The 14,453-nt window shown below is 41.5% G+C and carries 14 protein-coding genes; 12 read left to right on the plus strand and 2 right to left on the minus strand.

All coding sequences use genetic code 11. The features are described from left to right. Nucleotides 1-435: 435 nt before the first annotated feature. Nucleotides 436-1,683, plus strand: coding sequence for a fibronectin type III domain-containing protein (locus QA601_09245; GenBank protein MDG5815262.1), 1,248 nt, complete (start codon nucleotides 436-438; stop codon nucleotides 1,681-1,683). 42 nt (nucleotides 1,684-1,725) lie between these two features. Here the strand turns inward: QA601_09245 and argJ are convergent, their stop codons facing one another. Beyond that, entirely contained in the window at nucleotides 1,726-2,949 is a 1,224-nt protein-coding gene (argJ, locus tag QA601_09250) for a bifunctional glutamate N-acetyltransferase/amino-acid acetyltransferase ArgJ (GenBank protein MDG5815263.1), read from the minus strand. Nucleotides 2,950-3,160: 211 nt separating this feature from the next. Here argJ and QA601_09255 point away from each other — a divergent pair, with 211 nt between their 5' ends. The 11 genes from QA601_09255 (at nucleotide 3,161) to QA601_09305 (ending at nucleotide 13,056) form a co-directional block, all read left to right on the plus strand. Next, nucleotides 3,161-3,988 (plus strand): hypothetical protein, encoded by an 828-nt coding sequence (locus tag QA601_09255; protein MDG5815264.1) that lies wholly within the window; start codon nucleotides 3,161-3,163, stop codon nucleotides 3,986-3,988. 12 nt (nucleotides 3,989-4,000) lie between these two features. Then, entirely contained in the window at nucleotides 4,001-4,216 is a 216-nt protein-coding gene (locus tag QA601_09260; protein MDG5815265.1) for a hypothetical protein, read from the plus strand. A gap of 76 nt (nucleotides 4,217-4,292) precedes the next feature. Beyond that, entirely contained in the window at nucleotides 4,293-5,543 is a 1,251-nt protein-coding gene (locus tag QA601_09265) for an ATP-binding protein (GenBank protein MDG5815266.1), read from the plus strand. Beyond that, nucleotides 5,536-6,432: a response regulator gene (locus tag QA601_09270; GenBank protein ID MDG5815267.1), complete on the plus strand. Its 897-nt coding sequence runs from the start codon at nucleotides 5,536-5,538 to the stop codon at nucleotides 6,430-6,432. The genes QA601_09265 and QA601_09270 overlap by 8 nt, the downstream gene beginning before the upstream one ends. Before the next feature lie 161 nt (nucleotides 6,433-6,593). Further along, nucleotides 6,594-7,379, plus strand: a complete 786-nt coding sequence (speD, locus tag QA601_09275) for an adenosylmethionine decarboxylase (GenBank protein ID MDG5815268.1) — start codon at nucleotides 6,594-6,596, stop codon at nucleotides 7,377-7,379. Beyond that, nucleotides 7,380-8,300, plus strand: a complete 921-nt coding sequence (gene speE / locus QA601_09280; GenBank protein ID MDG5815269.1) for a polyamine aminopropyltransferase — start codon at nucleotides 7,380-7,382, stop codon at nucleotides 8,298-8,300. It begins immediately after the preceding gene. A 27-nt stretch (nucleotides 8,301-8,327) separates the two neighbouring features. Beyond that, on the plus strand, nucleotides 8,328-9,428 hold the full coding sequence (locus QA601_09285) for a type III PLP-dependent enzyme (GenBank protein MDG5815270.1): 1,101 nt from the start codon (nucleotides 8,328-8,330) through the stop codon (nucleotides 9,426-9,428). A 55-nt stretch (nucleotides 9,429-9,483) separates the two neighbouring features. Then, the gene (gene speE / locus QA601_09290) at nucleotides 9,484-10,359 is read left to right on the plus strand and encodes a polyamine aminopropyltransferase (protein MDG5815271.1); all 876 of its coding nucleotides are present in this window, start codon (nucleotides 9,484-9,486) and stop codon (nucleotides 10,357-10,359) included. 591 nt (nucleotides 10,360-10,950) lie between these two features. Beyond that, a complete protein-coding gene (locus tag QA601_09295; GenBank protein ID MDG5815272.1) occupies nucleotides 10,951-11,721 on the plus strand; it encodes a hypothetical protein in 771 nt (256 codons plus the stop codon). Between the two features lie 185 nt (nucleotides 11,722-11,906). Beyond that, on the plus strand, nucleotides 11,907-12,659 hold the full coding sequence (gene gpmA, locus QA601_09300) for a 2,3-diphosphoglycerate-dependent phosphoglycerate mutase (GenBank protein MDG5815273.1): 753 nt from the start codon (nucleotides 11,907-11,909) through the stop codon (nucleotides 12,657-12,659). Further along, on the plus strand, nucleotides 12,649-13,056 hold the full coding sequence (locus QA601_09305; GenBank protein MDG5815274.1) for a hypothetical protein: 408 nt from the start codon (nucleotides 12,649-12,651) through the stop codon (nucleotides 13,054-13,056). The genes gpmA and QA601_09305 overlap by 11 nt, the downstream gene beginning before the upstream one ends. Nucleotides 13,057-13,086: 30 nt before the next feature. Here the strand turns inward: QA601_09305 and QA601_09310 are convergent, their stop codons facing one another. After that, nucleotides 13,087-14,361, minus strand: a complete 1,275-nt coding sequence (locus QA601_09310; GenBank protein ID MDG5815275.1) for a S41 family peptidase — start codon at nucleotides 14,359-14,361, stop codon at nucleotides 13,087-13,089. Nucleotides 14,362-14,453 lie beyond the last annotated feature (92 nt).

Raw genomic sequence — 14,453 nt, forward strand, 5'->3', positions numbered from 1 at the left:
ACAAAAGTTTGTCCGGCGTTCCCTCAGGGTGTGAGATAGTGAGTCAAAAGTTTGGCCGGCAATACCTCAGGGTGTGGAATTGAGAGACAAAAGTTTGTCCGGTGATCCCTCAGGGTGTGGGATAGTGAGACAAAAGTTTGGCTGGCGATACTTCAGGGTGTGGGATAGTGAGGCAAAAGTTTGGTTGGCGATCCCTCAGGGTGTGGGATAGTGAGTCAAAAGTATGGCTGGCGATATCTCAGGGTGTGATTAATTTACCAGCCTGTAAAAAAAACTTGAGTATAGTTGCCAACCTATATATATTACACAAAAGTAAGCATCTACCCTGTGATAAAAAAATATAAAACACTGAAAGCTAATTATTTAAGCACTATAAAACTTTTCATTCATCATTAAAGCATGTGGCATAATAACCCCAAAAAACGGAGGACTGTAGTGATGAAACTATTTAACAGTAAGTATGTGGCAGTGTTTGCTGTTTGCTCTGTGCTGAGTACCCCTTTTGCACTGTTTTCTTATGTAGTGATCGATGATCTGGAAGATGGGACCAATGTAAATAAGCTGGGGCACGAGTGGTATTTCTCTTGTGATGCCTACATTGGCGGAACATCAACGGTTACCAATGCGGGTACAGATGGAGACGAGTTGGTTTTTGAGGGCTCCTATACTCCAGGATACAACTCAAAATATTCCGCAAAACTAAGCTACCACATGGGTGAGCCAATTGAAGATACGGATGGTTACTTCGACCTGCTCCCCCGGGTAGTAATGGGGACCAAACTTGCTCCTGACGGGTACACCTTTTGTATGTCTTATGCACGTTCTTTTTCCTTTTGGGCCAAAGCTGAGGAACCTATTCAGGTACGTTTCAGACTGGAAACTGCCAATGTAACCGATGGGGCATACTATGGATACGATCTGTCGGTCGGCGATGATTGGGAGTATTATACCCTGCATATTACAGGTGGAACCGAGGGCTCCGGTGAACTTGCACAACCAGAAGAATGGGGAGGTTATGTACATTACGATCTTTCACAGACTACGAGGATCTCCTGGGAAATCATGGGATATGCTAACGAAACCGGCACCTTATGGATCGATAACCTTGCTATAGATGATGGTGTCCGATTACGAGGACCTGAACTGGTTTCACCTGTTGAAGACACCTTAGATTCTGGTATTCCGGTGGCATTTACCTGGAGACCGGAAAGAAATTGTGACTTCTACGAGCTGGAACTGTCTCGTTCAAGTGATTTTGATTCTTTGGTTGTCTATGAAGAAGAAATACTGGATACAACGTTTACTGTGTCGGGGCTTGATGGAGGAAATACCTATTTCTGGAGAGTACGAGAGAGGCTTTTAGATCATTCAGGGCCCTGGTCTGAGGGAGAGTTTGTTATTGCTAATCCTACCTCTGTAACACACAATCATATGAAGAATAGTTCAATGTCTCTGAGTATAAATGCCGGTAATCTACTCACCTACCATTTGCCGCGCAGAGGGGATATTTCTGTAGATCTTTATACACTTAACGGCCGCAGGCTAAATGTATACCGATCAAAGGGACAAGGCCCCGGGATACATAAGGTACAATTACCTCAGTCGCTTGCAAGTGGTTCATACACAGCTGTACTGCGTGCCGGTGAAACTACTGTGAAAGCGCCAATTGTTATCACCGATTAAGAAACAGTACAAAATGTTGGCACCGGGGATGGTGCCAACATCTTAGGTATGGTACTCTGCATTTATCTTCACGTAATCGTAGCTAAAATCACAGGTGTGCGCTACCGCGCCACACTCTCCGATACCAAGATCGATGTCAATTGGTACCACCTTTTCCTTTAGTAACTGATGCACCTTTTTGTAATCAAACTTCGCTGGTTGCAAATCTTCAAATACTTCAATACCGCAGAGCTTTATGGACATTTTGACTTTCGAAAACTCTGCACCCGAGTACCCTACCGCACAGGCAATTCTTCCCCAGTTGGGATCATTTCCAAACAGAGCACACTTGGTGAGATTTGAGTTGGCCACAGCTTTAGCAGCCTTTTGGGCATCCTGAGCGCTTTTTGCCCCGGTGACGTTAATCTCAACCCGCTTTGTAGCCCCCTCTCCGTCTGCGGCGATTTGTTTGCACAGATCGTTGCAGACCAAAAAGAGCCCCTCCTCGAAAGCTGCAATGTTGCTTTGTGTAATGGTGGTCCCCGATACCCCGTTAGCCAGCACAAGAACCATATCATTGGTCGAAGTGTCTCCATCAACGGTCAGATTGTTAAAGGTCTGGTCTACCACCTTTTTTATGGTATCGTTTAGAAGACTGCTGTCGATCTTTGCATCAGTGCATATAAAGGCGAGCATGGTAGCCATATTGGGGTGAATCATTCCGGAGCCCTTTGTGGTGCCACCAATATGAAAAGAGCCTCTTTGGGTAGAAACTTTTGCGGCCGCCTCTTTTTTCACCAGATCGGTAGTCATAATGGCTTTGGCAAATTGAAGGCCGGCATCAGGAGAGAGGGTGCTGACCACTTTGGGTATAGCTGAAGAGATCTTTTCCATAGGCAGAAGCTCTCCGATAACTCCGGTAGAGGCAACCAAAACAGAATGGTGATCAATTCCAAGTGCCGAAGCGGTAAGGGTGGCCAGGCTTTCATTGTCTTTTGCCCCCTTTCCACCGGTGCAGGCATTTGCGCATCCGCTGTTACACACCACTGCATGTATTGCATCTGATGGCAAAAGGGTATGACACCAATCCACACTCGATGCGCGTATGGCATTCTGGGTGAAGGTTCCGGCAGCAGCGCATGGGTATTCACTATAAATTACTCCCAGATCTGATTTGCCGCTCACTTTGATGCCCGCTTTAACCGCTGCTGCTTTAAAGCCCCTTGCAGCACATACGCCGCCTTGTATTATTTCTGAATACTTACCAGAGTTCAATTGTTTGGACATTCCTTTTTCTGACTCCTCGTTTTGTGCATACTGAACAGCCTGCGTTTGTGGCTTTTTAATCTTTTACTTGCTAAAAAAAGTATCCGACCTTATAATTAGGTTATACAAAACAGTCATAAATATGTTATTGCCATCACTGAGGTCAAGAAAACGCTTAAATTAATCATTGACAAGGCTTTTGGTTATAACATATTTATATAGGAATATGAATATGAAAAAATTAAAAAAGCAGCTTATTGTGCAGGCCTGTATCGGTGCACTGTTCTTCTCTCTAACGCATGGCTACACTGAGGAAGCGGATGGCATGGAGCAGGAAGTAATTAATGAAGAGGACAGTGCCGTAATATGGGAACCCTTCGCTTTTGATGATTACACTTACATATCGGGCAATCTGCTGGCATCCAGTGCTTTTCTCTGGGAACGAAAAGACAGGCCCAAAGGGGTCTTAAATCGTCCGGCGGATTCACGAGCTGTATTTCAGCTTCATGACAATGTCACCATAACCGGAGCTAATGCTGAGGCATTTGGGGTAGGAGATACTGTTGATCTGATCGCTCAAATTAAGAGCATGCGCTATGATGGCAAGCGCTACTGGCTCAAAAAAAGTCAGGGGCGAGCTGTAGTAGAGCGTGCTGATGGCAGGGAATTTAGAGCTAAGGTAATTAGACTGTGGGGTCAGGTTAAAGGCAATGAGTGGGTTATGCCGGCCAGACAGTTTGACTCCATCGAATATGAAACTCTTATTGATGCGCCGGTGAGCATCGATGCTGCTGTTCTTAGCAGGGTCCAGGAAACCAGATTTCCCCATATGAACCAAATGTTTCTTATAGATAAGGGACAAAGTGACGGAGTCGTTAAGGGTGATATATTTGCTGTCTACGACAACGCCGATGATCAACTGAATGAAATACTGCTTTTGGGCTTAGTTACCAGAGTCTATGATAATTACTCTACGTTGGTAATCCAGAAACTGTTTGAAAAACAGCTTTCTGAGGGGGACAGGGCTGTTCTTAAAAAGAGAATCGATGAGCAATGGTAAAGGATATTTTCTGTGACACGTTTTCTTTCGAATTTCGGGTGGCGTTTATTTGTTAGCAAGAGCAAAAGAAGTGTCCGGGGAAGTATCATTTTCCTTCTGGTTAATTTCCTTCTTCTTGCAGGCATACTTTTTACCATGGGAATGGTTTTGATCCTTCTGGGGATTGAAAATGTTTCCTTACCGTTTACTCATAGTGTTTTAAATACCCTGTCCAGACTTATTTTGTAATTCTTGATGGTGATTTCTACTTCGGCTATCCCGTAATCTGATAACTTTTGGATTAAAAAGGAATCGCAAAAGGTCTATGTCGGGTACTTTTTTTTATTTTTCTTCACTGTTTCTGCTCTGCCTTTTTTTTGCCGCCGGCTTCCTTTTTTTTAGAAGTAAAGGTAAAAGGGTTCATGCAGCCCTTCTCGTTTCAGATTCGGAGTACAAAAATCTGGAAGCGGTGTTTCACACAATTACCGATTATGTCTCGATTATCAGCCCCGATTTAAAGCTTATAAAGGTTAATGAGAGTTACAGAGCAGCTGCGGGTGGTAATTTTGAAGATTTTACCGGTCATAGCTGCTGGTCAAAACTGTGGGCTCAAAGTGGCAAATGTGAATGGTGTCCGGTTGAGCGGGTGAGGAGAACAGGAAAAGCGCTGGTTAACTCTCATGTTACCCTTAAGAGAAAAGAAGAGTTACGAACCTATAGCCTTAGTGTTTACCCAATCCGTGATAAATCCGGCTCTGTTGTTAATGTTATTGAGTACGTGAGGGATATTACTGAAGAAAATTCGATGATAGAGCAGCTTATTCGCTCCGAGAAGCTGGCAAGTATAGGTATAATGACCGCCGGAATCGCTCATGAGATGAATAATCCCTTGTCTGGTATAAGCGGAACAGCCATGAATATGCTTCAAATGCCCCAAAAGTATGGTCTTAATGATAAGGGTGTCAGTCGCATAAGTATAATCCTTGAAAATTCTGACAGAGCCACAGGCATTATGAAAGACCTTCTGAGGCTTTCAAGAAAACATGATAGTGAAAAGGTCTATGTTTCCATAAATGAGCTTATAGACAGGACTATGAACGCGATTCATTTTCCTGGTGCCGCAGAGGTGGAAAAAAGTTATAACTTTGACCCCCAACTGCCCCTGATTAGTTGTGATCCGGGCAAGATTGAACAGGTAATAATAAATATCATGACCAATGCAGTGCAATCGATAAAGGAAGAAAAAGAGAGGGTAAATGCACTGGGGCGGGCTTATAATGGCTTTATCTCCATATCTACCAAAAAGCAGGATGAGGTCGTTTTGATCTCAATTGCTGATAATGGTAAGGGTATTCCCAGGGAGATAAAAAACAAGGTTTATGATCCCTTTTTCACTACCCGGGCCCCCGGGCAGGGTACCGGGCTTGGGCTTAGTATCTGTTATCGTATTGTAGAGGAGCATGGGGGGAAATTATTTTTTGACAGTTTTGATGGAATGACCACGTTCTATGTGGCCCTGCCATGTAATGCCGATGGATTTGTTGAAACAAGTGTACTGGAACTTTTAAATGTATAAATTACTGGTTGTAGATGATGAACTATCCATAAGAACCATGCTTGTGGATTATCTGGAATCCCGCTACGATATTAAAGCTGCAGAAAATGGAACTGAAGCTCTCAGTCTCTTGCAAGAAGAGCAGTTTGATCTTGTTATCTCAGATATTAATTTACCTGGAATAAGTGGACCACTTCTTCTTAAGGAGATTAGAAAACGGTACCCTGATATTAAAACTGCTCTAATTACCGCCTATAATGTAGATGATTATATAAAGATTGCATGGGAGTGTTCAGTCAGCAATATTATTCCCAAAACCGTACCCTTTAATTTTTCTGAATTGGAATCGATTATACGGAGTCTCCTAAGCGGGGAAATTTTCGGCATTTGCCGGTACCTGCAATCGGATGCTGCGGTTTTTAAGACATTTTGTATCACCTCCTCTGCAAGCGCCCGTGAGGTAAGAGAGGAGATTACAGGGCTATTCAAGGAAAAGTTTGGTACTGCCGGTGATATGCTTCTTCTTTTGGATGAGGTTGTTACCAATGCTATTTATCATGCTCCGGTTCTTGAAGATGGAACAGAAAAGTATACCGAGTTTTCTGAGGTCCAGTTAGAATCTTGTGAGTACATACATATAGATTGCGCCTATGATTTTGAGAAGTATGGTGTATCGGTGGTGGATAATCAGGGTCGATTAACAAAAGAAACCGTACTGAAAAAAATCGAACGTCAGATAAGTGGTGCTGGGGTGTTGGATGATTCGGGGCGGGGAATACATATGAGCCGCCTTTTCTCCGACAGGATGATTATAAACATTGCTACAAATAAAAAGACAGAAGTGATTCTCATGAATTATTTTTCTAAGAAATATCGCGGGTATAAACCGCTGTATATAAATGAACTTTAATGAAGAAACTGTTCTACTGATACGCTGATCAAAAAAGTCACACCGCACTGTTGAGTGCGAAAAACTTCAAAACCAGTAATCTGATCACTTCAACACCAGAAAAAAGATAGTAGATCACCAGAATTAGTGACCTTCGGAAGATATAAGGGGGGTGAGAGAGAATGATCAACAGGTGCAGAGGAAGAAAAATAAAGCTTCAGGGCTTTAATAATTTAACTAAGTCATTGAGTTTTAATATTTATGATATATGCCACGCTAAATCTAAATCAAGTCAGATTGATTATCTTGAATATATAGATGAGGAGTATAATTCAGAGAAGCTGCGCAGTATTCTCGAAGAGGTTACAAATATCATTCAGGCAAAAATTGTCAACATATCCACTCAGGATTATGACCCCAGAGGGGCAAGCGTTACGATTCTTATAAACGAGGGTCATCATCCCCGTGAAGAAGGCGATGTCGTTGCGCATTTGGATAAGAGTCACATTGCGGCTCATACCTATCCTGAAAACAATACTGAAAACGGAATCGCTACGTTCAGAGTTGATATTGATGTATCTACCTGCGGTATGATATCGCCCCTTAAAGCTTTGGATTTTCTCATAGATAGCTTTGATTCTGATATAGTATTGATGGATTACAGAGTGCGCGGTTTTACAAGAGATGTGAGAGGTAAAAAGATCTATATAGATCATGATATCACTTCGATTCAGGACTATATCTCTGATGAAATATTGGATAACTATACAGCTTATGACATAAATGTTGTTTCGGATAATATCTTTCATACCAAGATGAAGCTTAAAAATCTTAAGCTTGAGAGTTACTTGTTTGGCTCTGAATACGATAAATTCTCAAAAACTGAAAAGAAGAGAGTTAAGGCGCTCCTGAAAAAGGAGATGCAGGAAATATTTGAATGCAGGAATATCTTTGGCCAGGAGGTTTAGTTGTCTGTTAAAAAAGATCGGGTGTTCAAAGAGGCTCTGAATCCACACTTTGGATATTACTATACCGTTAAAGAGACTCTTAAAAAGACTAAAACAAAGTACCAGAATATTGAATTGATCGACACTGAAGAGTTTGGAAGAGTTTTGTTGCTCGATAATATCACTCAGGTGGTTGAAAGTAATGAGTTTATGTACCATGAGCCAATGGTGCATCCGGCCATGTGTTCTCATCCCGACCCACAAAGTGTGCTTGTAATAGGTGGTGGGGATGGTGGGATTCTCCGTGAAGTGTTAAAGTATCCGACCGTAAAAAGAGTAGAGCACGCAGAGTTGGATGAAGGGGTGATAAATTTTTCAAAAGAGTATTTAACGAGTGTCCATGCAGGCTCTTTTGATGATCCCAGGGTGAATATAAATGTTACAGATGGACGCAAGTATGCTGATGAACATCCGGGTGAATTCGATGTAGTAATAATGGATATGACTGACCCGTTTGGGCCATCAAAGATGCTTTATACCAATGATTTTTTCAGAATAATCAAACGTTCCTTTAAAGACCGGGCAGGAATGTTTGTGATGCACTCTGAGTCGCCAATATCACGACCGGTAGCTTTTGGATGTATAACAAAAACTCTTGGGTCCACGTTTGCTCACGTAAATCCACTATACACTTATATTCAAATGTATGCGGTGCTGTGGTCAATAAGTCTCTCTTCAGATGAGGTTGATATCGCTTCTATAAAGGCTTCAACCATAGAAAGCAGATTGAAACAATATGGTATAGAGAATTTAAAGCTCTATAACGGGGCCACCCATGGCTCTATGCTCGTGACTTATCCATATATTGAGGAAATATTGAAACAGCCTGCCCGTATTATTACCGATGCGGAACCAGATTTTCCGGATAACTTCATCTTGTAGCTTAGGAAAGCGAGATCGTTCTGTTCTATGGATTTCTTAAGAGTCCGGGAGTTGGTGGCTGAGCATGGCACACCAACTCTATTTCTATCTAAAAGCAGGCTTAAAGATAACTACAGAACCCTTAGTGAGGCGCTTCCGGGGGTAGATTTATACTATGCAGTTAAATCAAATGCCCACCCGCAAATACTATCTATTCTCGATTCCCAAAACAGTTTTTTTGATGTTTGTTCAAATGGTGAGATCGATTTAATCAAGCAACAGGGGATTTCTGCAACCAGGTGTATACACACTCACCCTATTAAACGAGACAACGATATTCGCTATGCCCTAAAGTATGGCATCACCGTTTTTGTGGTGGATAACGAGGATGAGTTGCTTAAGTTTCTACCTTACAGGGAAAATGTGGAACTGCTTGTGAGGATGAGCATTCAAAACCCGGGATGTTTGGTTAATTTGTCTCATAAATTTGGTGTCGCGCCTGAAGAGACATTCAAACTGATCAGAAAAGCACATGAATTGGGTATACGGGTAAAGGGAATAAGTTTTCATACCGGTTCTCAGAACGAGAGTTCGTTAAAGTACATCGAGGCGCTTGAATATTGCAGAGATATATGTACCAAGGCTGCTCTTGAAGGAATTAATCTGGAGGTAATCGATATTGGAGGGGGATTTCCTATCAAATATCTGTCTCCGGTTTTACCAATGGCCGCATTTTGTCAGCCCATTAACGATTATCTTAGTCGTTATTTTTCTAATTACAGGATAATTGCGGAACCGGGCAGAATACTGAGTGGACCATCAATGTCTTTGGCTACAAGGATTATGGGACGCTCGTTGAGAAATGGCGTATGGTGGTATTATCTGGATGAAGGGGTGTATGGATCGTTTTCCGGAAAAGTGTATGATCATGCAGATTATCCCATGTTTGTGGCAAAAGAGGGGCCCAGATACAACTCGGTTCTTGCAGGTCCCACGTGCGATTCTATCGATGTTTTGTATGAAAATATCAGTTTGCCACTGATGGAAATTGGCGATTTGCTGCTTTTTGAGTCGATGGGAGCGTATACTACGGCCAGTGCATCTGAGTTTAATGGGTTTGAGAAAGCTAAAGTCGTGGTAGTTGAGTAGATGAATTATTATATTAGTAATAAGGCAATTGGAATTATAAAGGAGCCTTCCTGGTGTGAATAGCAAAATCCAGTGTTCAGAAGTAAATGAAACCTCCATATGGATTGAAAACCTGGTAAACGGGCGCTCAGGGCTTACGATTAAAGCCAGGCAGTCTGTGTTCTGTGGTTCCAGTCCATTTCAGAAAATTGAAGTGTATGATACCTACCGTTTTGGCCTGGTATTATGTCTTGGGGGGAGCATTGTTCTTACTGAAAAGGGAAGCGAACCCTATAATGAAATGATGGTTCATCCGGCCATGATAATGCACAAAAATCCCCAAACCGTTTGTATTATTGGTGGTGGGGACGGTGGTTGTCTAAAAGAGGTCCTTAAGTACCAGTGTGTAGAGCGGGTTGTGGTTGTTGAGATCGATGGTTTGGTGAAGGAAACGATTGAAAACTATTTTTCGCAGTTTAAACCAGGTTTTAAAGACCCCCGAACAGAGGTAATTATAGATGATGGGTATCAGTATCTAAAAAATTCAAGTAACACATTTGATCTGATACTGGTGGATTCCTATGATCCGGGTGGTCCTGTTCGTTCCCTTGAATCAGCTGACTTTTATAGTTTAGTTGCAAATCGACTGAATAGTGAGGGCTTGGCTGTATTTCAGACCGATTCCCCAATACTGCGTGAGGAGTTTTTGCGTCGGGCTATTATGAATGTATCATCTCTTTTTGCTCAGTATAAATCCTATATATCGTTTATGCGCACATTTCCTGAAGGAATATGTAGTTTTTTAGTAGCCAGTATCCAAAAAGATGGCCTGGATACCTTTTCTCATAAACGGTATGAGCAGATTGGAGATAGTCTTAGGTATTATAATGATGAAATTCATCGTGGAGCATTTTTGCTACCACAGAACATTCGGACAATCTTACGACCTTAAATGGTTGGTTTTTGTGTAATTAATTGAAAATGAGGCGTATTGCTAAGGAAATTGGCAGAAAGTATCTTCCGAAGAGATAGATGTTACCTGCCTACTGAAATGAATCTCCCATGACGGAAATAATAAAAATACTCTGGGTACTAATTTTTTTAACATTTTCTTTAAATCTCATTTTCATTTGGAGCAAGTTATTCGTAATGAATAAAAAGATGAGGGTAATTAAAGACATTCTCTCTGAGAATGAAAAACTCAACAGTAATTACAAAAAGAGTTGAGTCAACATTCCCTCTATTTTATAATGTTTTGCGATACTATCTCAATCACAGGGCCGGGAAGGCAATAAGTAGTTAAACCAAACCCCGCCTGGTATGAAAGGCAGAAAGGAGAGAAGGCAGATAAGGAGTGTTTCATTGTATAAGTATCGGCTACTGTGAAATAGGTATACGATCGCACAAATATTATACACCGTTTGCATAAACAATAAACCGGGATACACGTGAAAGTATAATGATCAACTAAGAAAAGGTGTATCCGTAAAAATTCAAAGCCTTTATAAGGTAATAACTAAAGAATTATGGAGATATTAATCTTATGGAATCAGCAGCACTAGTATATACAACGTTACTCGTTGTCGTACTGCAATTAATTACTATTGCGCTCGTTCTCAGCATAAAAAAGAGACCGGATCGAAATTATAGGGATTCAAAAACAAGACATCCAAAGCATAACAATACTCGCCAGGAGAAAAGAGGGAATGATTTTCGCAAGAATAAAAAATCACCCCACCATGATAATCGTAAGAAAAGCGGTAATCAGAATTCACAGCAAAAATCTTCTGCAGTCGATCCGGTAGAAAAATCACTTCGGGATATTAACCTGAAGCTTAAAAATGCCGAACGTGATCAGGAAAATGCACGCCGTCAGATTCAATCCGGAGCATCAAAAGAGAACCAAAGAAAAGGCAATAGGAAAAACCATAACAAAAATAATGATCAGAACCGAAATCGTCGCTCCAACTGGCAGGAACGCAATAATCGAAAAGATGGTTCAAAAAAACAGGCTGGTAAACAGGAGGAATCATCTGCGACTCCTCACCAAAAACCAGCTTCAGAGCCTGCGCCAGCAGTGAATAACCCAACTGATAGTGGGATAAAGGATGTTCCCGCTTCAGAAGATACACAGCATGGGCGCAAATTTGTGGTCAAACGGCGTCAGATGAAGGATTCTGGTGATACCGAGACCCCAACAAGTGATAACTCTTCAGACACCAATTCATCTCAGGACATTTTGTCCGACAAAAATGATGGAGTAACTGAAACAGAAAAAGTGGCTGAAGGTGAGATTAAATTTGGACGTCGTTAATTTGTTATAAAATAAGTTTGAAAATTCAAGCCGGGCCCTGATGTGTCCGGCTTTTTTTTTGTCTCATGCATGAAGCTCAGGTTTTACCTTTCTATATTAAAATGCCTGATCGGCTGCAGACCCAAAAAGAATTGGTCATTAAAAGTGGAATGGTTTCTGCTTTTGTTCCTAATCAGGGAGGAAGTATGTATAAAATAGTTCTACTAAGACATGGCGAGAGTACCTGGAATAAAGAGAATCTTTTTACTGGTTGGACAGATGTAGATCTCTCGGACAGAGGACTCTATGAGGCTAAAGTTGCCGGAGAGGTATTAAAAAAAGAGGGATATACGTTTGATATTGCGTTTACCTCAGTTTTAAAAAGGGCGATAAGGACGTTGTGGATAGTTTTAGAAGAGATGGATTTGATGTGGATACCGGTCCATCGTTCCTGGCGTCTCAATGAGCGGCATTACGGGGCTCTTCAGGGACTCAATAAGTCCGAAACTGCACAAAGATACGGAGATGAGCAGGTGCATATCTGGAGACGAAGTTATGATATTAGGCCACCTGAGCTCGAAAGTAGTGATAAAAGGAATTCGGCTTCAGATCCGCGTTACAAAGATCTTGATCCTGACAGTATTCCCCTTACCGAATGTCTTAAAGATACAGTGCAGCGTTTTTTGCCATACTGGCAGGATTTTTTGGTACCCGGTATTAAGGCTGGTAAACGTATCATTATTGCAGCGCACGGAAATAGCCTTCGTGCATTGGTGAAACATCTGGATTCCATAGCCGATCAGGATATTCCAAATTTAAATATTCCAACAGGTATCCCACTTGTGTATGAACTTGATGAAGAGTTAAAGCCCATAAGGCATTATTATCTTGGGGATCAGGAAACAATTCAAAAAGCCACTGAAGCAGTAAGAAACCAGGTAAAAAAAGGTGGTGGTTAATGTAGGGGCGCTAAGGTTGAATGTGTTGGGAATTAAACTTCTGTTTCCATCACTTCAACTTCTTTTCCCGGTGCTTCTTTTTAGTCTCTCCTCAGTTCCGTTAATAGATCCCTACACAGCACAGACCATAACATTTTTAGGACTTTTGGCCCTTTGGATTGTAGTGTGGATACTCTACAACCGGAGTACATTAAAATTTGCCACAAAAGTAAAAATAACAGGCTGTTTTATTGTGATTGGTGAGCTATTATATCTACTACTGAATGTTGCTTCAGTAGTAACAATTATGCTTTTTAATAGGTTTTGGGTTGGCTCAATGGTTTTTTATCCCATTGCTTTAGTAGTTTTAAAGAAATTGGTCTATGATAACAGGGAATGGTACGGTGCACAGGAGTGAGGTAAAAATTCACCTCACTCCATTGATTATCTAATACAGCGAGTTTCTGATGATACTTAGAGGTACCCCAACTCTTCTGCTCTGGCTTTGATGCAGGAAAAATATTCTTCGTAAATACCTGAATCTTATATCAGAAGTATAACGGGCCAGATTATTTTCTGCAATTTCTAAAGCAACCTCCAGAGGATCTTCATCCTCCTGTACTTCAACGGTAGGCTCTATTCCTATCATATCGTATGCTACGCCGTTTGCGGGTTCAAGCATAGCATAGGTTACCACTGCAAGTCCGGATCGTGGAGTAACGCTCAGTGCCTGACCCCTTCCTTTGCCAAAAGTGGTTGAACCAACGGATATAATGTCATCTCTGTTTGCGAGTAAAGAGGAAACCAGGATTTCAGAAGCGCTGGCTGTAAATTCATTCACAAGTAAAATAAACTCTCTGTCAATAGCATTGTTCTGAACATCCAATGCTACCCATGTACTTTCCACAGTTTCACCTTCAACTGTATCGGGTATTAGTCTGCGTTCTCTTGTTTCTACAATTGGTGTACCGGGTTCCAAAAATTGACTGGTCACAAGTACACAGGGCTCTACCTCTCCACCGGGATTGTCTCTTAGGTCAAGAATGGTTATTTCTGCCCATTGCGTTTCATTCAGTGCATCTTGAAACTCTTGTGCGGTTCCACCCTCTACTATAGTAGAAGAGAAGAATGAAGAAATATAGATATAGGCAATATTCTCATCAAGACTATCCACGAAAACGGAAGGGGCTACGAATCGATCCAAAGTAACGGTGATATCTACTGTTTCTGAATTGCGCCTGACAGTAATTGTCACCTGATCACCACGCTGACCGTCGATCAGTGGCATAAACTGATCATAAGAGAAGTCTCTTACATCAACCCCATCCACTGCTATTATTGTATCGTTTTCCCTGAGCCCTGCTTCATCTGCAGGTGATTGAGGAAATACCTCTGTGATTACAAAACCGTTTTCTACAGAATCGATACGTATCCCAAGTCCCACCGAACTGGTGGTAAGCATGTCATCTAAATCTTCTCTTTCCCCGGGAGCGTAATAAACCGTATATGGTTCATTTACACTTTCGTACAGCTCAGTTGGTGATTCAAACTGAAACGGTTCTTCTGGAAGCCGCTCTTGAAATAAAAAGAAAACATTGAGAAAATCCCATGCAAACTCATACTCTACATCTACCTCATTTTGTGGTTGGGTGGGTACGGGAGCACAGGAGTAAATAAGAAGAGTAAAGAAAAGAACGGATGCTGAATATTTTAAACCGGTCATGTATTTAACTCCTTTTACAAGATACCCATTACCTTTGGGTGCAAATAGTGTATATACATAATAATAAGGGCAAAGCATATGCCACAGTGAAA

This window comes from Chitinispirillales bacterium ANBcel5, assembly GCA_029688955.1.
Lineage (GTDB): Bacteria > Fibrobacterota > Chitinivibrionia > Chitinivibrionales > Chitinispirillaceae > Cellulosispirillum > Cellulosispirillum alkaliphilum.

Coding starts and splice junctions, on each gene's coding strand:
- argJ (MDG5815263.1), bottom strand. CDS start 2,949: ATGTCCAAACAATTGAACTCTGGTAAGTATTCAGAAATAATACAAGGC.
- QA601_09255 (MDG5815264.1), top strand. CDS start 3,161: ATGAAAAAATTAAAAAAGCAGCTTATTGTGCAGGCCTGTATCGGTGCA.
- QA601_09265 (MDG5815266.1), top strand. CDS start 4,293: ATGTCGGGTACTTTTTTTTATTTTTCTTCACTGTTTCTGCTCTGCCTT.
- QA601_09270 (MDG5815267.1), top strand. CDS start 5,536: ATGTATAAATTACTGGTTGTAGATGATGAACTATCCATAAGAACCATG.
- speD (MDG5815268.1), top strand. CDS start 6,594: ATGATCAACAGGTGCAGAGGAAGAAAAATAAAGCTTCAGGGCTTTAAT.
- QA601_09285 (MDG5815270.1), top strand. CDS start 8,328: ATGGATTTCTTAAGAGTCCGGGAGTTGGTGGCTGAGCATGGCACACCA.
- QA601_09295 (MDG5815272.1), top strand. CDS start 10,951: ATGGAATCAGCAGCACTAGTATATACAACGTTACTCGTTGTCGTACTG.
- gpmA (MDG5815273.1), top strand. CDS start 11,907: ATGTATAAAATAGTTCTACTAAGACATGGCGAGAGTACCTGGAATAAA.
- QA601_09310 (MDG5815275.1), bottom strand. CDS start 14,361: ATGACCGGTTTAAAATATTCAGCATCCGTTCTTTTCTTTACTCTTCTT.